This window comes from Flavobacterium ardleyense (genome assembly GCF_033547075.1).
GTDB lineage: Bacteria > Bacteroidota > Bacteroidia > Flavobacteriales > Flavobacteriaceae > Flavobacterium > Flavobacterium ardleyense_A.
Genome location: NZ_CP137891.1, coordinates 775,292 through 793,192 on the forward strand (window position 1 = coordinate 775,292; position 17,901 = coordinate 793,192).

Sequence of the window (17,901 nt, forward strand, 5' to 3'; positions counted from 1 at the left end):
AGTTTTAGTTTTCTGAATTTCTGTGAAAAACTTTCACGATTCTGCATTTCAGTTTTCTGCATTAACTAACTTTCCTTTCGGATGATTCTTTTCTGCGTATTTTCGACTGAACTTGCTTGTAACTGATTAATATGAAATATGCTCATCGTAACACTTGAATTAAAGATCGCTTTTAATAATTTAAATAAATCACCAATCAGAATGTACTTAACTAGGACTTAATTCTTTGTAATTACCAATTCTACTCTTCTGTCATATTCTACACTTTTGCCTAGTGGTACCGTATTTCCGTATCCTTTGAAAGTCATTCTGCTCTTGTCTATTTTTTTAAAAACCAAATATTTATAGACTGCTTCTGCGCGATTATGTGAGAGTTGTCGTTTGCGTGTGTCTTTATCAATTGCCTCTTTTTGATAAGGTGCAACGCAGCAGACATGTCCTTGAATTTCAAATTGTAACTTTTTATTGCGATGCAAAACTCTTGCTATTTTGTCTAATTCTGTTTTTGATTTATAAGTGAGTTTGCTGCTACCGCGTGGAAACAAAAGATTTTCTAGATAAATATGATCGCCTACCACATGCTTCACTCCTAATGTGGTAAAAAATCCAGGTAGAATAATCTTAGGTAGTTCCTTTAAATTTAAAACCACGTCAACGCGTCGGTTTTTTGAACGTACTTCTGGCAGATTTTCTACAATATCGTCGTCGATAAGAATTCGACCTTTTCCTTCGATTGTGACAATGATTTTCTGTTTAACTCCGTCATTTATCAGTTCTTGCTGGATAGCATTGGCACGATTTGTTGACAGCTTGAAGTTGTAGGCGTCTTTGCCAATATCATCCGTATAGCCAAAGATTTCAATGGATTCAATTCTAGTCGAATCACTTGCCTTTATAAATGTTACTAAGTCTGCTTTTTGTTTTTCGCTTAAGCTAAATTTATCAAATGGAAAGTACACTGAATGCACAATTTCCTCTTGTGAGAATGCTGTGGAAACACATATTAAAAGTATTATTTGAAGAAAGATTCTACGCATTAATTTAGAAATTTTTGATATTCTGCTGAATTGTTTAGCAAGGCGGTTGAACGTTTTATTTCAGGATTGTTTTTAATATAATAGTCATACAAACCTTCTTTGTACTGGTATCTTTTAATTAATTCATCACGAAGTAAATTTTTGATTTGAGTACTACTTTTATCTAGTAGTACAGTTTCACTTTTTTCTAAAGCAGTCAATAATTGTTGATAGGCCTGCATAATTCCATCGTCAATTTTTTCTTTTTTGGCTGCAGCCAAAGTTTCTTTCAAGGCCATTTCAGTTTCAGTATCAAAGGTAAATTTTTCACGCTTCAAAAATTGCTTGAAACTGGAAAAATCTGCATCCGAAATAGTTGGAATCTTACCTCCTAAATTTGGATTTTTGTAATAATACTCAGTCGCAAAATCGAAAATTCCATTGTTTTTTACCAATGCTTCCACAATGGCGCTATGTTTTGTTTCGTCCATTTCTAGGTCGGGAGAAACTCCGCCACCATCATACACCTTACGTCCTTTGCGAGTTTTAAATTCGTTGTATTTTGTAGCATCGGTTCGTACGGCTTTTCCATCCTTGTCTTTATGAAGGTAATCAAGCGCCTGAATACAACGTCCAGAAGGCGTATAATAGCGCGAAATAGTGATTTTGAGCTGAGTTCCGTAAGTAAGGTCTACGGGGCGCTGTACTAGACCTTTTCCAAAACTTCTGCTGCCCACCACAACTGCTCGATCCAAATCCTGCAAGGCTCCTGCAACAATCTCCGAAGCCGAAGCACTCTTGCCATTGACCAACACAACCAATGGAATTTGGGTATCTACAGGATCGCGAGTAGTCATATAAGTATTATTGTGCTTCTGAATTTTAGATTTAGTGGTTACAATTACTTCGCCTTTCGGAACAAACAGATTGCAGATATTCACCGCTTCATTTAAAAGTCCACCAGGATTATCACGTAAATCAAGGATTATTTGGGTAGCACCGCTGGCTTTTAAGCTTTCTAAAGCTGCCTTAGTTTCGGTTGTTGCCTTTACATTAAATTGCGAAAGAACAATATATCCAGTTTTATTATCCGACATTCCGAAGAACGGAACCGCCTTCAGCGCTACTTCATTTAGCGTAAGCTCTGTCTTTAAAGTTTTGCCTTGACGCAAATAGGTAATATCTATTTTGGCATTTTTAGCACCTTTTAAAAGTTGACCAACATCTTCTTTAAAATCAGAAAGGTTGATATCTCCAATTTTGATAATTTCGTCACCAGCTTTCAATCCAGCCTTATCTGCAGGATAATCTTTGTACGGTTCCACGATAGTAAGCTTGCCTTCTTTTCTGTTAATAATTGCGCCAATACCGGTGTATTCTCCAGTGCTATTAATTTTAAATTTAACCACATCTTGCTCGTTAAAATAGACGGTGTATGGATCTAGATCTGCAAGCATACCCTTAATTGCTTTGTCCATAATCGCAGCTGGATTAATTTCATCAACATAGTTCATGTTCACTTCTTTGAATAGTGTCGTGAAAATTTCTATCTGCTTTGCGACTTCAAACAAATTATCTTTGAAACTAGCACCAACGTAAAGTATTCCTGCAGCAGCTACAGGAATGATGTATCTTTTTTTTAAAACTGAAAGCATATTTTTATCTTTTTTTGAAAAGTATTCTGCGCATTCTTTTTCGAAGCTCTAATGTATAATTTATTGACCACATATGAAAAACGCAATTCAACGGAAGATTTTACTTCGAACATCTTCCAAAAAAATAGCTGCTACTTTTATATTAAAGTAACAGCTATCTGCTATTGTGGATTGTTTACTTTGGCAACAAACTTCTCAAAGAGCTGAATTGTTTTTTCATTTATTTCCTCGTAAGTCAATCTGTCTTTTGTTTGATACAGCAGCATCAACGCATATTTTCCGGAGATTTTATCAAGAATCAAATGCTTGTTGAGTCTGTAATTTTCTCTCAAAACACGTTTGAAATAATTGCGATCTACTGCTTTCTTAAAATGCTTTTTCGATACTGAAACCGCCACTTGTAATTCTGATTTATTCAAATTTACATCTTCTGTTTCCAACTTTTTGAAAGCCAGTCGCAGCGGATATTTTGCAACAGATTGCCGCTCTATAAATAAAGCTTCAATCAGTTTTTTTGATTTTAATTTTTCTTCTTTGCCGTAGCTAAATTCCATTCGCTTTATTTGCTTTTTGTACTTGAGTAGAAATTGTCTTCAAGATTAATATCTGCCATCAAACCACTTGGATCTAGTATAATCTGTGCGATTTCTTTCAAAGGTCTATTAATTTTAAATGTAAAATTCGGATCAGCCCAAGTGGACTCACTCAATACGGTTCTTTTGATATTTTGATATGGATTTTCTTTCGAGAAATACATCATCCGCAAAGGAACGTAAAAAGTTTCAGTTGTACCATCGGTATAATTTACCAAAATGTCAATCGGCATTGGCGTAAGTCCTTTTCGCTGTAGCGAAATTTCTGAAGCTCCCTCAATTTGTTTAACAGATGCAATTGAATAATCGATATTATTTGTGGTTCGAGTCCAATCAGTTAGATACCAACCTAAATGCGCTCCAGAAACTTTTTCGGCTGTACGAATTAAATCATTTGGAGTTGGATGTTTAAACTGAAATTCTTTGTAAAATTGCTGCAATGTTCCAACGAGATTTTCAAAACCAATCAGGTAAATAAGTTGCGATAGAAAAATACTTCCTTTGTGATAGCTAGCAATACTATAAGATCTATTAACATCGTATCTATCTGCGTGAGTTCCTTGCGATTGCTCCTTTCCTGAATTCACTAGCGCTCTGTAACCGTTGTAGGATGCCTCAAAAGGATTATTTGCGTTAGTTTTATTTACAATATCCATTGCAAAATCTTCGATGAAAGTTGTAAATCCTTCATCCATCCACCCGTGAGCGGTTTCATTTGATGCAAGGACTCCTTGAAACCAAGCGTGCGCCATTTCGTGTGCAGTTACTCCCAGTAAACCTTCCATAGTTCCACCGCCCAATATTAGCGTACACATTGCATACTCCATTCCGCCGTCGCCACCTTGAATTATTGAATATTGCTTGTACGGATATTTTCCAACCAGCTGATTGTAAATACTCAATAGCTCAACCGCTTTTGGCTGCAGATTCTTCCAATTCTGAAGTATTTTCGAATCGTCTTTATACAAAAAGTGCAAAGTTGTCCCGCTTTCTGTTTCTATTTTATCATGAATATAATCAGGATCTGCCGCCCACGTAAAGTCGTGAACCATCGGTGCGACAAAATGCCAAGTAAGCGTTTTTGAATTTTTAGGTTTTTTTAATTTTACACCTGCATCTTCATAACCAAAACCAACTTCATTGTTGTTCTGAATATATCCCGTACCACCAAGAATATAGTTTTTATCTATAGTTATCCTTACGTCAAAATCTCCCCAAACCCCGTGAAATTCTCTTCCAATATATGGATCTGCGTGCCATCCTTCAAAATCATATTCGGCTAATTTAGGATACCACTGCGCCATTGAAAGTGCAACACCTTCGCTGTTATTTCTTCCTGTACGACGAATTTGAACTGGTATCTGACCTTCAAACTCCATTTTAAGAGTCGTTTTAGCATTTGGCATTAATGGTTTTGCCAAAGTAACCTCTAAAATTGTTCCGTGCTCCGAAGTGACGACAGCAGCACCGTCTTGCTTCAAGTTTTTAATTTTTAGATAACCAATTTCGTTAGGTTTTAGATGCTTAATTCTGCTTTCATGTTTTTTGCTGCCATCTGCCGCAGTGGTTGTTGTAACCATGCGTCGGTCTGGATCGGCAATATTTCTCAGTCGCATATCCATTTCGCTTCCTGGCTGAAATGCATTCAAATACAAATGATAATACACCTTATACAGCGTATCAGGCGAATTGTTGGTGTAAATAAGCTCTTGACTTCCCGAATATTGGTATTTTTTTGCATCTACGTTTACATCCATTTTATAGTCAACGTGCTGCTGCCAATATCCTGTATTTTGAGCAGAGGCAAAAGTAGTTACAAGTAGAAAGAAAGCAATTGTAAAAAGATTTTTCATAGGAGTTTTAAATTTAAAAAAAAGCGGAAGTCCCAAAAGACTTCCGCTTTTTATAGAATATGCTAATAGATTATTTTGCCATTTTCTCTGCCATCAATAACGCATTGTAAGCATTAACGATTTTTCCTGAGCGTGATCCTTTTGCAAAAGGCATCATCTCTGCATCGTCACCAAATTTAACTTCCATTGGAATTGCAACTCCAGAGTCCATTAAAATTTGTTTTACTTGTTTGGCAGTTAAAGAAGGATAGTAAGATCTGATCAAGGCAGCTACTCCGGCAACATTTGGAGCGGCCATAGATGTACCTTGTTCAAATTTATATTTATCAAAAGGAACAGTAGCATAAATTTCCATTCCAGGAGCAAATACATCAACATTTATGGCACCAAAGTTAGAGAATGGTGCTACTAAGTCAGTTGTATATAAATTATTAAGAGCACCAATTGTAATTACATTATCCGCAAATTCACCAGATCCTGATGTAGCATCGTTTGGATAATTCTGATTTTCTGCCTTGTCAATATTGTGACCATCATTTCCAGCTGCATGTACAAAAAGCACATCCTTTTTTGCGGCATATTTAATAGCGTCATCAACCCATTCTTTATTTGGCGAAAAGCTTTTTCCAAAGCTTCCGTTAATTATTTTCGCACCATTATCTGCTGCGTAACGAATAGCCAACGCAATATCTTTGTCGTACTCATCACCATCTGGCACGGCACGAATTGCCATAATTTTTACATTAGTAGCAACTCCGTCACCACCAAGATTATTGCCACGTACTTGAGCTATAATTCCCGCTACGTGCGTGCCATGTAGGGCATCTTTTTTATCTGGACCCGCAACATTATTATCACCGTATTTAGTATCATTAATGTCAGTTACATTGTCACCAACAATTTTACGACCGTCAAATTCTACATTCAAATTGTAATTTAAGGTAGAATAAATATAATCTTTATAACCTTCGATATCTTCTCTATACCCTGGACCAGCCTGTGTGATAATGCTCATCATCACCTGTTTAGCTTGACCTACAGCTGCATCTGTAGTTACGAGTTTCTGAAGATCTTCTAATGTATACGCTTTTTTATTTAAATGATCCGAAATTGTTTTGTCAGCATTAAAGATAAAGTCAACCTGCTGTTTACCAGACATTGCTTCACTTTTTTTCTTGTCGTAAGCAGCAACTGCACGCTTGTATGTAGCCGATCCGTCGTCGCCCTTCTTAATGATACGCGTCATTTCAAGATTTTCTCTAGTAGACTGACCAAGAAAATTCCATCCATGTATATCATCAATATATCCATTGTTATCATCGTCAATGCCGTTTCCAGGAATTTCTTTGGAGTTAGTCCAAACATTCGACTTTAAATCTTCGTGAACTATATCAACGCCCGAATCAATTACTCCAACAATTACGGTTGTACTCTTTTTATCTTTTAGAAGAAGCTCATAAGCCTTATCAACACTCATTCCTGGAATACTATCTTTAAGTAAATCCAAATGACTCCAGCGTTTTAAATCGTTTTCTGAAATAGCGGTTTTCTTCGCTACGATTCCAGTTTTGTCCACCGTTTGATATAGTGGCGCTTTTTGTGTTGTACAGTTGCTTAGCAACAAGGTAGCCATTGTAGCTACGGTAATTGTTTGTAGTAATCTCATTGTTTGGATTTTATAAAGCGTTATGCAAATATTTGTCGAAAATAATTTTTATTGGTGAAAATCTGATGCGATTAACTTTATCTTAAGATTTCATCGCAGGTAAATACGTCCTTCAGCCGAACTCCTCTATCTGTTTCTTCAACCGTGATGATTTGATTATGAGCATCGTGTTCAAGAAAAAGGTAATAATTATTAGCAGCAGCTTCTTTCAGGAATTTTTCTTTCTCCGGCAGGGTTAATAGAGGCCTCGTATCGTAACCCATCACGTAAGGCAACGGAATATGTCCTGCTGTAGGCAATAAATCGGCCATAAAATAAATCGTTTTATTCTGATATTGAAGTTTAGGCAACATCATTTTTTCAGTGTGACCATCCACATAAAAGATTCCGAAATTTAATTCTTCCGAAAATCCATAATCACCTTCTGGTCTTTTTACAAATTCTAGTTGCCCACTTTCCTGCATGGGTAGAATGTTTTCCTTCAAAAAAGATGCTTTTTCACGAGGATTTGGTTTCGTTGCCCATTCCCAATGATTTTCATTGCTCCAAAATTTTGCGTTTTTAAAAGCAGGTTCGTAGCCAGTTTTATCTTTATTCCACTGAATACTTCCGCCACAGTGGTCAAAATGGAGATGAGTTTGAAAAACATCCGTGATATCATCACGAGAGAAACCATATTTTGCCAGCGACTTATCAATAGTATGAGATCCCCATAGTGAATAATAGCCAAAAAACTTTTCTGATTGTTTGTCGCCCATGCCGGTATCAATCAAAATTAATCTGTTTCCATCTTCAATGAGTAAACATCTGGCGGCAATATCTATTAAATTGTTGGCATCGGCGGGATTGGTTTTGTTCCAAATTGTTTTGGGTACAACGCCAAACATCGCTCCTCCGTCCAACTTAAAATTGCCACTTTCTATAGGATATAATTTCATAATCAACTATTTTCTAAAATAATTCTGCAAAATAAGAAATTTTAGGCGGTTTGTATAGATAATTTTTATAATCCTATTAGTTATAAAATTCTTTAAGAGGGCTATAAAAATAGATTGATTCACTATCTTTGTACTTAATTTAGACAAAATAAACATAACAATGATAAAGGTTTCTGAAACAGCTAAAACGCGGATCATCAATTTGATGAAAGACGATGGTTTTGATGCCGCTCAAGATTACGTTCGTGTAGGTGTAAAAAGTGGCGGTTGCTCCGGACTTTCGTATGAACTTACTTTTGATAAAAATATTCAAGAGAACGATAAAGTATTTAAAGATAACGATATACAAATCGCAGTAGAGAAAAAAAGTTTCTTGTATTTAGCAGGAACAATCTTGGAATTCTCAGGTGGTCTTAACGGTAAAGGATTTGTTTTTAATAATCCAAACGCAAATAGAACTTGTGGTTGTGGGGAGAGTTTTTCTCTTTAAATTCAAAGATTGAATAATTTAAAGATTTAAAGATTGTTTGATGGATTGAAAAATTAGAGATTATGACAAAATCATTTGAAGAATTTGAAGTCCACAAAAAAGGAGTTTTGTTAACCAGGCAAATCTTCGATTTATTAAATAAATCTTCAATCGAAAAAGAATTCAGTTTTAAAGATCAGTTGAAGCGAGCGGTAATTTCGATTACTAATAATATTGCCGAAGGATCTGAATACAATAACAATAAGCAGTTTGTCAGATATTTGAAATTCGCAAAAGGCAGTTGCGCAGAAGTTAGAAATATGTTGATTTTAGCGAGAGAATTAAAATTTCTCTCTGAAGAAGAAATTCAGGAAAGCTTAATTCTTAGCATCGAAATTTCCACTAACATTTCAAATTTCATCAAGTATTTGAATTCTAATTTAGAAAAAAAATAATGATTTTAATTTTTAAAGGATTTACAGTTCTTTAATTTTTTTTAATATGTAATTAAATAAATGATTTCAACTTTTAGAGAATCTTTAAATCTTTAATTTTTTTAATCTTTAAATCTAACCTAAATGTCAAAATACACAGAAGACGACTTAAAAGTCGAGCTGGAAAATAAAGAATATGAGTACGGGTTTTTTACCGATATTGAATCTGAAACTTTTCCAATTGGATTAAATGAAGATATCGTTCGGGCAATTTCAAAAAAGAAAGAAGAGCCTGAATGGATGACTGAGTGGAGACTTGAATCGTACAGAGGATGGCTAGAAATGGAAGAGCCAGAATGGGCAAACGTTCATTACACTAAACCAGATTTTCAAGCGATTTCATACTATTCTGCACCAGTTACAAAAGCAAAATATGCAAGTCTTGATGAGGTTGATCCAGAATTACTAGCAACTTTCAAAAAGCTTGGTATTTCTCTTGATGAGCAAAAAGCACTTTCTGGAGTAGCGATGGATATTGTAATCGATTCAGTTTCGGTGGCAACTTCTTTTAAATCTACATTGTCAGAGAAAGGAATTATTTTCTGTTCTATTTCCGAGGCAATTCGCGAACATCCAGAATTAGTTCGCAAATATCTTGGAACTGTAGTGCCTCAAAAAGACAATTTCTATGCAGCTTTAAATTCAGCAGTATTCTCTGATGGATCATTCTGTTATATTCCAAAAGGTGTAAAATGTCCGATGGAGCTTTCTACCTATTTCCGAATCAATCAAGGTGGTACTGGACAATTTGAAAGAACACTTCTTATTGCAGACGAAGGAAGTTACGTATCTTACTTAGAAGGTTGTACGGCGCCGTCAAGAGATGAAAATCAATTGCACGCAGCGGTAGTGGAACTTATTTCACTTGATAATGCGGAAATTAAATATTCGACCGTTCAAAACTGGTATCCTGGAAACGCAGAAGGTAAAGGTGGAGTTTTCAACTTTGTAACCAAACGTGCTATTTGCGAAACTGGAGCGAAAGTTTCATGGACGCAAGTAGAAACAGGATCAGCAGTAACTTGGAAATATCCTTCTTGTATTTTAAAAGGAGATAACTCAGTAGGAGAATTTTATTCGATTGCTGTAACCAACAATTTCCAACAAGCAGATACAGGGACAAAAATGATTCACCTTGGTAAGAATACAAAATCTACCATTATCTCAAAGGGAATCTCGGCAGGACAATCTCAAAATAGTTATCGTGGACTTGTGCAAATTGGAGCAAGAGCAGAAAATGCTCGAAACTTCTCTCAATGTGACTCATTATTAATGGGTAATAATTGTGGTGCGCATACTTTCCCGTATATCGAAAGTAAAAATCCATCTGCCAAAATTGAGCATGAAGCAACGACAAGTAAAATTGGAGAAGATCAAGTATTCTATTGCAATCAACGTGGAATTCCTACAGAGAAAGCAATTGCCTTGATCGTAAACGGTTTTAGCAAGGACGTACTTAACAAACTTCCGATGGAGTTTGCTGTAGAGGCTCAAAAATTACTAGAAATTTCATTGGAAGGTTCAGTAGGATAAGCAGTTGCTTAGACCTCGTATCGACTGAAAAATATAATATATCATATAATAAGACACTATGTTATCAATAAAAAATTTACACGCCGCTGTAGACGGAAAAGAAATATTAAAAGGATTAAATCTAGAAGTTAAAGCAGGAGAAGTTCACGCTATCATGGGACCAAACGGTTCTGGAAAAAGTACTTTAGCATCTGTAATTGCTGGTAATGACTCTTTCGATGTTTCAGAAGGACAAGTAATACTAGACGGAGAAGACCTTGCAGAATTAGCTCCAGAAGAGCGCGCTCACAAAGGAATTTTTCTTTCATTCCAGTATCCAGTAGAAATTCCTGGAGTATCGGTTACAAACTTTATTCGTACAGCGATTAACGAAACAAGAAAAGCAAGAAAACAGGACGAAATGCCTGCAAAGGATATGCTGAAATTGATTCGTGAAAAATCTGAATTATTGGAAATCGACCGTAAATTTTTATCGCGTTCTCTTAACCAAGGTTTCTCAGGTGGAGAGAAAAAACGTAATGAAATTTTCCAAATGGCAATGCTTGAGCCTAAAGTTGCCATCCTTGACGAGACAGATTCAGGTCTTGATATTGATGCACTTCGCATCGTTGCAAATGGTGTGAATAAATTAAAAAGCGATAAAAACGCAGTAATCTTGATTACGCACTACCAAAGATTGCTAGACTATATCGTTCCAGATTTCGTACACGTTCTTCTTGATGGTAAGATTGTAAAATCTGGCGGAAAAGAATTGGCTCACGAGCTAGAAGAAAAAGGATACGACTGGATCAAAGCAGAAAACTAGTCTGACGTTTCGATACTAGTTTTAAAAAATTAATATGAAAAAGTTGCTTCTAAATTCAATTGAAAACTCAATTATTTTCTCAGTCGCAACTTTAAGAATTATACAAAATGGAATTAAAAGAAAAATTAATATCATCTCATATTGCCTTTGAAGAACGCGTCAATGTAGATACTGAACTTCACGATATCAGAACTGCAGCGCTCAAAAACTTCGAAGAAAAAGGATTTCCTACAAAGAAAGATGAAGCTTGGAAATATACCTCGCTGAATTCTTTACTTAAAACCGATTTTTCGGTTTTTGCAAAGGGCAATAATTCTATCAACAACGAAGACCTTAAAAAGTATTTTCTTCAAGAAATTGACACTTATAAAGTGGTTTTTGTAGACGGAATTTTCAACTCATTCCTTTCATCAACAACCCACGAAGGTGTGGATGTTTGTCTGATGTCATCGGCAATGACCAAGGCCAAATATATTCCTGTTGTTCAGGAGTATTTTAATACTGCGGCAAGTAAGGACGACAGTCTTACAACTCTAAATACTGCATTTACTGTAGAAGGTGCTTACATCAATATCCCGAAAAATAAGATTGTAGAGAAGCCTATCGAAATTATGTATTTCTCAACAGCTTCGGCAGAGAATGCTTTGATGGTGCAGCCTCGCAACTTAGTTATAGTCGGAAAAAATTCCCACGTTCAGATTATTGAGCGTCATCAGAGTTTAAATAATCATACTGTTTTTACAAATGTGGTCACTGAAATTTTTGCCGAAAAAGATGCAGTAGTTGATTACTACAAGATTCAAAACGACAATGATCAAGCGAATCTGATTGATAATACTTATGTTTCACAGCAATTTCAAAGTGAGGTTTCGGTACATACTTATTCTTTTGGTGGCAACCTAACCCGTAACAATCTAAACTTTTACCACCACGGCGAGCGTATTGTGAGCAGGCTAAATGGTATCACGATTATTGGCGAAAAACAGCACGTAGATCACTACACTTTGGTGCATCACGCTGCGCCAAATTGCGAAAGTCATCAAGATTACAAAGGGATTTTCAGCGATAGATCAATTGGTGTTTTCAATGGAAAAATATTTGTTGAAAGAGAAGCTCAAAAGACTAATGCTTTCCAAAAAAGTAATAATATTCTGTTGAGTGATAAGGCTACAATCAACGCAAAACCACAGTTGGAAATTTTCGCAGATGATGTGAAATGTTCTCACGGTTGCACGATTGGTCAGCTAGACGAAGATGCAATGTTTTATATGCGATCACGCGGTATTCCTGAAAAAGAGGCGAAAGCTTTATTGATGTACGCGTTTTCTAATGACGTGATTGAGAGCATTAAAATTCCAGAACTCAAAGCTAGAATTACCAAGTTAATTGCCAAGAAATTGAGCGTTAAATTGGGATTTGATCTTTAATATGATAATTATTTTTTGGAGCTTTTTCCCGCTATCCGCTCCAATCTTTATATAAAAGTTGCAAAAGGCAACTTTTATATAAAGGATTTCCACTTCTATCGGGGCTAAAAAAAAACAGAATGAGATTTAATGTAGAAGCAATTCGTAAAGATTTTCCAATACTTTCTCAAAAGGTAAATGGCAAACAACTAGTATATCTTGACAATGGCGCAACATCTCAGAAACCACAACAGGTAATTGATGCAATCGCCAACTATTACAAAGAACTTAATGCCAATGTTCACCGCGGAGTCCACACTTTAAGTCAGCTGGCAACAGATGCATTTGAAGAAGGACGTGCCAAAATTCAACAGCACATTAATGCCAAAGAATCCTATGAAGTAATCCTAACTTCGGGAACTACTCATAGTATCAATATTGTTGCAAATGGTTTTTCGAATATGCTGAAAGATGGTGACGAAATTCTTATTTCAGCATTAGAACATCATAGTAATATTGTTCCATGGCAGATGCTTTGCGAGCGAACAGGAGCAACTTTGAAAGTTATTCCTATGAATCTCGAGGGCGAACTCGTTATGGATGATTTTGATTCGCTTCTGAATTCAAATACCAAGATAGTCGCTGTTAACCACGTATCAAACGCCTTAGGAACAATCAACCCTATTAGATACATGATTGCCGAAGCTCATAAAGTCGGAGCTGCTGTGTTAATTGACGGAGCTCAATCAGTTGCTCATATCAAACCAGATATGCAGGAATTAGATTGTGATTTTTATACTTTTTCTGCCCACAAAATCTGTGGACCTACAGGTACTGGAGTTTTATATGGAAAAGAAGAATGGCTTAACAAATTAATTCCGTTTCAAGGTGGAGGAGAGATGATTAAGGAAGTGACTTTCGAGAAAACCACTTATGCAGATCTCCCCTATAAATTTGAAGCAGGAACGCCAAATATCGCTGGAGTGATTGGATTTGGAGCTGCTATTGATTATCTAAATGCAATCGGAATGAATGCAATTGCACAGCAAGAAGAAGAAATTCTAAAATATGCTACAGCCGAATTGCTAAAAATTCCGGAACTAAAAATCTGGGGAACTTCCAAAGAAAAAGTTTCGGTTATATCGTTCAACGTTGGTAATCTCCATCCTTACGATATCGGTACAATTCTTGACAATAGCGGAATTGCGGTTCGTACCGGACATCACTGTGCGCAGCCAATTATGAATTTTTGCGAAATTCCTGGAACAGTTCGTGCATCCTTCTCATTTTACAATACAATTGAGGAAGTAGATTTATTGGTAAAAGGTATTGTAAAAGCGCAAAAAATGTTAAATTAGTATTTAATATAATCTAAAAGGAATTCACATGAAAATAATAGCAGCAATAGCAATGGTATTTTTCTTGGCAAAGGGATGCGGTAACGAAACAGCAAAAGATATGCAAACGGCACAAATAGAATACACTGCCAACACTAGAGGATTCTTCCAAAAGTTAATGGTAAATAACGGCGTTTTGAGCAAATCAGAAGATCGAAATTCTGATGCGAGAGCAGAAGCAATCAACTTAAGTAAAGAACAATCTCAAGAGCTAATCGTAGCTTTTCAAGAAATTAATCTTGAAGATCTGAGCGATTACAAAGCACCAACCGAAAAACGCTTCTATGACGGAGCTGCAATTGGAAAACTTAAAATAACTTATCAAGGAAAGACTTACGAATCACAAGAATTTGACCATGGAAATCCTCCAGTCGAAATTGAAAAATTTGTTGATAAACTACAGTCTTTCGCAAAAGCAGAATAATGAATATTGAAGATAAAAAGGAAGAGATTATAGAAGAATTTTCGTTCTTTGAAGATTGGGATGAGCGTTTTCAATATGTAATTGATCTTGGAAAAGAATTGCCAATTATTGAAGACCAGTATAAAACAGAAGACAATATTATCAGTGGTTGTCAGTCTAAAGTGTGGCTTCACGCGACTTTAAATAGCGGAAAGGTCGAGTTTACTGCAGATAGCGATGCGATTATTACCAAAGGAATTATTGCAATTCTAATTCGAGTATTTTCAAATCAAAAACCGGCCGATATATTAGAAGCTAATTTAGACTTTATAGATCAAATAGGCTTGAAGAGCCATTTATCGCCCACTAGGGCCAACGGTCTCGTCTCAATGATAAAACAAATAAAAATGTATGCGCTGGCTTTTGAGTCGGCACAAAATAATTAAATAGTATGGAAGAAGTTATAGATACTCAGGCTTTAGGCGAAACGATAGTAGGTGTACTTAAAAGTATTTACGATCCAGAAATTCCTGTAGATATATATGAATTAGGACTAATTTATGATGTAATGGTAAACACCGATTACGAAGTAAAAATTTTAATGACATTAACATCACCTAACTGTCCAGTTGCAGAGTCTTTGCCTAAGGAGGTAGAGGACAAAGTAAAACTGCTCGACGATGTGAAGGATTGTGAAGTAGAAATTACATTTGATCCGCCTTGGAGTAAAGATTTAATGAGCGAAGAAGCTAAACTAGAGCTAGGAATGCTTTAAATTTCCCTGTTATGGAAGATGAAATAGTAAATAAAGTTGCAGCAAGTGCCTTGGAAGTTTTTGATCTTGAGGATTATTATCCAAAGGGACAAAGAGTAACCATTGATATTTCGCAGTGGCTTATAGATGGTTTCTTATTAAAAGAAAAAGAATTTAGAGCTGCGCTAAAAGTTCATGATTGGAGTCAATATGAAGGTTCTTACGTGGCGATCAGTTGTAGCACAGACGCTATTGTTCCTGCTTGGACTACAATTTTGATTGCGTTATATTTAAATGAGCACGCTATTTTTAGCGCAAGCGGTACTATAGAAGATCTAGATTCACTGCTTTACAAAAATCTATTGTCAAAAATAGATTTTAGCATATATCAAGATAAAATGGTGATTATAAAAGGTTGCGCCAGAAAACCTGTGCCAACCAATGCCTATATTATGGCTGCACAGCATCTGCAATTATACGCAAAAGGCATAATGTACGGTGAAGCTTGTTCTGCCGTGCCTTTGTTTAAGAAGTCTAAGAGTAAAGTTTAATTTAAAATCTAGTATTATGAAAAAAATTCACTTGCTAAGTTTTCTATTCATCGCAGTTTCTGGTTTTTCTCAAGAAAATCTTGTTGTTCAAGACACTATCAAACCTTGGACTGCAAAAGGAAATGCGGACATTTTGTTCAATCAATCAACATTTGATAATTGGCTTGCCGGAGGAGAAAATAATATTTCTGGGACAATAAAGGTCAATTATGATATTAATTACAAAAAAGATGATTGGAATTGGGACAATAAAATCATTGCTTCTTATGGATTGGTAAAAACTAAAACTAGTTCATTTGCCAAGAAAACCGACGATCAACTTGAAATCAATTCCTTATTAGGTAAAAAATTAAATCCCGAAAGTAATTGGTTTTACTCAGCGTTTCTAAATTTTAAGACGCAGATTACTCAAGGTTATATTTATGACAAGGATATTAATGGTGTAGAAATTAGAAATTCATACACTGATTTTATGTCACCCGGCTATTTGCTAGTTGGACCAGGACTACTTTGGAAGAAGAACGACAATTTAAAGGTTAATCTAGCACCTTTAACCTCAAAATTTACCTTTGTAGATCCGGCCTTTACTACGCCAGACGCAGGATACTTTGGAGTGGATGAGGGGAAGTCTATGCGATATGAACTCGGATTTAATGCCTCAGCTTACTACAAACTTGATCTTGTTGCAAATGTAACTATGGAGAATATTTTAAATCTCTATTCTAATTATCTTGAGGATTTTCAGAATGTGGATTTAGATTATCAGATGAATATCAATATGAAAATTAATAGATTTCTAACCACAAATTTCTCATTCCAAACGATCTATGATGATAATGCCTTTCAAGGTTTTCAGACTAGACAAGTTTTGGGAGTAGGAGCTACGGTGAATTTCTAAAATTTAAAACAAAAAACGGAGTGTATTTTTCATAATGCACTCCGTTTTTTAATTTATATCTATAGTGACTTAGATTTCCTCCTCCTCATCCGTTTCCTTTTCTACCGCTTCGTGATAATCAGGGTACAAAAACTTATTATAAGGGAATCTAGTAATATGAATTTGTCTAACACTTTCGTAAACTTTTTCTTTAAATTCTTCGATGTTTTCTTTATTACTGGCCGATATAAACAAAGCATTATCACTTCCTAATTTCGACATCCAAGTAGCTTTCCACTCTGCCAAAGTATTATGTCTATTGGTTTTCTCCGTCATCAAATCATCTTCTTCAATTTCAAGATGCTTATAAGCGTCAATCTTATTAAAAACCATAATCTGCGGTTTATCGGAAGCTTTTATATCTTCCAAAATCTTATTTACAGACTCGATATGGTGTTCAAATTCAGGATGTGAAATATCTACCACATGCAGTAATAAATCTGCTTCTCGAACTTCGTCCAATGTGCTTTTGAAGGATTCGATAAGTTGTGTTGGAAGTTTTCTAATAAAACCTACCGTATCGGAAAGTAAGAAAGGCAAATTTCTTATAACCACTTTTCGAACTGTCGTATCAAGAGTGGCAAATAATTTATCTTCGACAAAGACGTCGCTTTTACTGACAAGATTCATCAAGGTAGACTTTCCAACATTGGTGTATCCTATGATGGCAACGCGCACCATGGCACCGCGATTTCCGCGCTGAACTCCCTGTTGCTTATCAATAACTTTAATTTTCTCCTTTAATAATGCAATTCTGTCACGAACAATTCGTCTATCTGTTTCGATTTCAGTTTCCCCTGGTCCTCTCAATCCTATTCCCCCTTTTTGGCGCTCAAGGTGTGTCCACATTCCTGAGAGTCTAGGTAACAGATATTGACATTGCGCTAATTCAACCTGTGTTCTGGCGTAAGAAGTTTCGGCCCTTTGCGCAAAAATGTCTAGAATTAGATTAGTTCTATCTAGAATCTTGCAATCCAGAATTTTGGAAATGTTTTTTTGTTGTGATGGTGATAATTCATCATCAAATATTACAGTTGATATATTGTGTTCTCTGGTGTAGACATTAATCTCTTCCATTTTGCCTGTTCCAAGGAAAGTCTTGGGATTTGGCTGTTCCATTTTTTGCGAAAAGCGTTTGTTGACTTGACCTCCAGCAGTTACCGTCAAAAACTCTAATTCATCAAGATATTCTTTAAGTTTTTCCTCGCTCTGCTTTTGGGTTACAATTCCAACTATTACTGTTCTTTCTAAATCTATCGTTTCTTTTTCTAGCATAAATTTTTTCTAATAAAACAAATTTAATCATTATTATACCAATATAGAAATTTTTATGATTATGATAATTTGGGCGCCTCCCTTCGGGCCGGGTCATCCACTGTATCTTTGCTGCCCAGAAATTTTAAATTAAAAGAGATGCGATAAGTTGGGTAG

18 protein-coding genes are annotated in these 17,901 nt (G+C 35.7%); 11 read left to right on the forward strand and 7 right to left on the reverse strand.

Annotation, left to right across the window (positions count from 1 at the left end; all coding sequences use genetic code 11):
- Window positions 1-218: 218 nt before the first annotated feature.
- The 6 genes from SBO79_RS03430 to SBO79_RS03455 all read right to left on the reverse strand — a co-directional run bounded on the left by SBO79_RS03430 (window position 219) and on the right by SBO79_RS03455 (window position 7,721).
- Window positions 219-1,037 (reverse strand): OmpA family protein, encoded by an 819-nt coding sequence (locus SBO79_RS03430; RefSeq protein WP_318641817.1) that lies wholly within the window; start codon window positions 1,035-1,037, stop codon window positions 219-221.
- A complete protein-coding gene (locus SBO79_RS03435) occupies window positions 1,037-2,671 on the reverse strand; it encodes a S41 family peptidase (RefSeq protein ID WP_318641818.1) in 1,635 nt (544 codons plus the stop codon). The genes SBO79_RS03430 and SBO79_RS03435 overlap by 1 nt, the downstream gene beginning before the upstream one ends.
- A 161-nt stretch (window positions 2,672-2,832) precedes the next feature.
- The gene (locus SBO79_RS03440) at window positions 2,833-3,225 is read right to left on the reverse strand and encodes a ribonuclease P protein component (protein WP_318641819.1); all 393 of its coding nucleotides are present in this window, start codon (window positions 3,223-3,225) and stop codon (window positions 2,833-2,835) included.
- 5 nt (window positions 3,226-3,230) lie between these two features.
- Window positions 3,231-5,117 (reverse strand): M1 family metallopeptidase, encoded by a 1,887-nt coding sequence (locus SBO79_RS03445; protein WP_318641820.1) that lies wholly within the window; start codon window positions 5,115-5,117, stop codon window positions 3,231-3,233.
- Between the two features lie 70 nt (window positions 5,118-5,187).
- Entirely contained in the window at window positions 5,188-6,783 is a 1,596-nt protein-coding gene (locus SBO79_RS03450; protein WP_318641821.1) for a S8 family peptidase, read from the reverse strand.
- Between the two features lie 77 nt (window positions 6,784-6,860).
- The gene (locus SBO79_RS03455; protein ID WP_318641822.1) at window positions 6,861-7,721 is read right to left on the reverse strand and encodes an MBL fold metallo-hydrolase; all 861 of its coding nucleotides are present in this window, start codon (window positions 7,719-7,721) and stop codon (window positions 6,861-6,863) included.
- 160 nt (window positions 7,722-7,881) lie between these two features.
- On the opposite strand from SBO79_RS03455, the gene SBO79_RS03460 reads away from it, so the two are divergent.
- From SBO79_RS03460 to SBO79_RS03510, 11 genes are all read left to right on the forward strand, one after another.
- Entirely contained in the window at window positions 7,882-8,211 is a 330-nt protein-coding gene (locus tag SBO79_RS03460; RefSeq protein ID WP_318641823.1) for a HesB/IscA family protein, read from the forward strand.
- Between the two features lie 62 nt (window positions 8,212-8,273).
- On the forward strand, window positions 8,274-8,645 hold the full coding sequence (locus SBO79_RS03465) for a four helix bundle protein (RefSeq protein WP_318641824.1): 372 nt from the start codon (window positions 8,274-8,276) through the stop codon (window positions 8,643-8,645).
- Between the two features lie 123 nt (window positions 8,646-8,768).
- On the forward strand, window positions 8,769-10,217 hold the full coding sequence (gene sufB / locus SBO79_RS03470; protein ID WP_318641825.1) for a Fe-S cluster assembly protein SufB: 1,449 nt from the start codon (window positions 8,769-8,771) through the stop codon (window positions 10,215-10,217).
- 58 nt (window positions 10,218-10,275) lie between these two features.
- The gene (gene sufC / locus SBO79_RS03475) at window positions 10,276-11,022 is read left to right on the forward strand and encodes a Fe-S cluster assembly ATPase SufC (RefSeq protein ID WP_318641826.1); all 747 of its coding nucleotides are present in this window, start codon (window positions 10,276-10,278) and stop codon (window positions 11,020-11,022) included.
- Between the two features lie 107 nt (window positions 11,023-11,129).
- Window positions 11,130-12,449, forward strand: coding sequence for a Fe-S cluster assembly protein SufD (gene sufD / locus SBO79_RS03480; RefSeq protein ID WP_318641827.1), 1,320 nt, complete (start codon window positions 11,130-11,132; stop codon window positions 12,447-12,449).
- Between the two features lie 119 nt (window positions 12,450-12,568).
- Entirely contained in the window at window positions 12,569-13,786 is a 1,218-nt protein-coding gene (locus tag SBO79_RS03485; RefSeq protein ID WP_318641828.1) for an aminotransferase class V-fold PLP-dependent enzyme, read from the forward strand.
- A gap of 28 nt (window positions 13,787-13,814) precedes the next feature.
- Window positions 13,815-14,249 carry a hypothetical protein gene (locus tag SBO79_RS03490; protein WP_318641829.1) on the forward strand — a complete coding sequence of 145 codons (435 nt, stop codon included), beginning with the start codon at window positions 13,815-13,817 and terminating at the stop codon, window positions 14,247-14,249.
- Window positions 14,249-14,674: a SufE family protein gene (locus tag SBO79_RS03495; protein ID WP_318641830.1), complete on the forward strand. Its 426-nt coding sequence runs from the start codon at window positions 14,249-14,251 to the stop codon at window positions 14,672-14,674. Before SBO79_RS03490 ends, SBO79_RS03495 begins: the two co-directional genes overlap by 1 nt.
- A gap of 5 nt (window positions 14,675-14,679) precedes the next feature.
- Window positions 14,680-15,003 carry an iron-sulfur cluster assembly protein gene (locus tag SBO79_RS03500; RefSeq protein ID WP_318641831.1) on the forward strand — a complete coding sequence of 108 codons (324 nt, stop codon included), beginning with the start codon at window positions 14,680-14,682 and terminating at the stop codon, window positions 15,001-15,003.
- Window positions 15,004-15,014: 11 nt separating this feature from the next.
- Window positions 15,015-15,533, forward strand: a complete 519-nt coding sequence (locus SBO79_RS03505) for a DUF2480 family protein (RefSeq protein ID WP_318641832.1) — start codon at window positions 15,015-15,017, stop codon at window positions 15,531-15,533.
- 16 nt (window positions 15,534-15,549) lie between these two features.
- Window positions 15,550-16,431, forward strand: a complete 882-nt coding sequence (locus SBO79_RS03510; RefSeq protein WP_318641833.1) for a DUF3078 domain-containing protein — start codon at window positions 15,550-15,552, stop codon at window positions 16,429-16,431.
- 69 nt (window positions 16,432-16,500) lie between these two features.
- On the opposite strand, the gene hflX is transcribed toward SBO79_RS03510, so the two are convergent.
- Window positions 16,501-17,745, reverse strand: a complete 1,245-nt coding sequence (gene hflX / locus SBO79_RS03515) for a GTPase HflX (RefSeq protein ID WP_318641834.1) — start codon at window positions 17,743-17,745, stop codon at window positions 16,501-16,503.
- Window positions 17,746-17,901 lie beyond the last annotated feature (156 nt).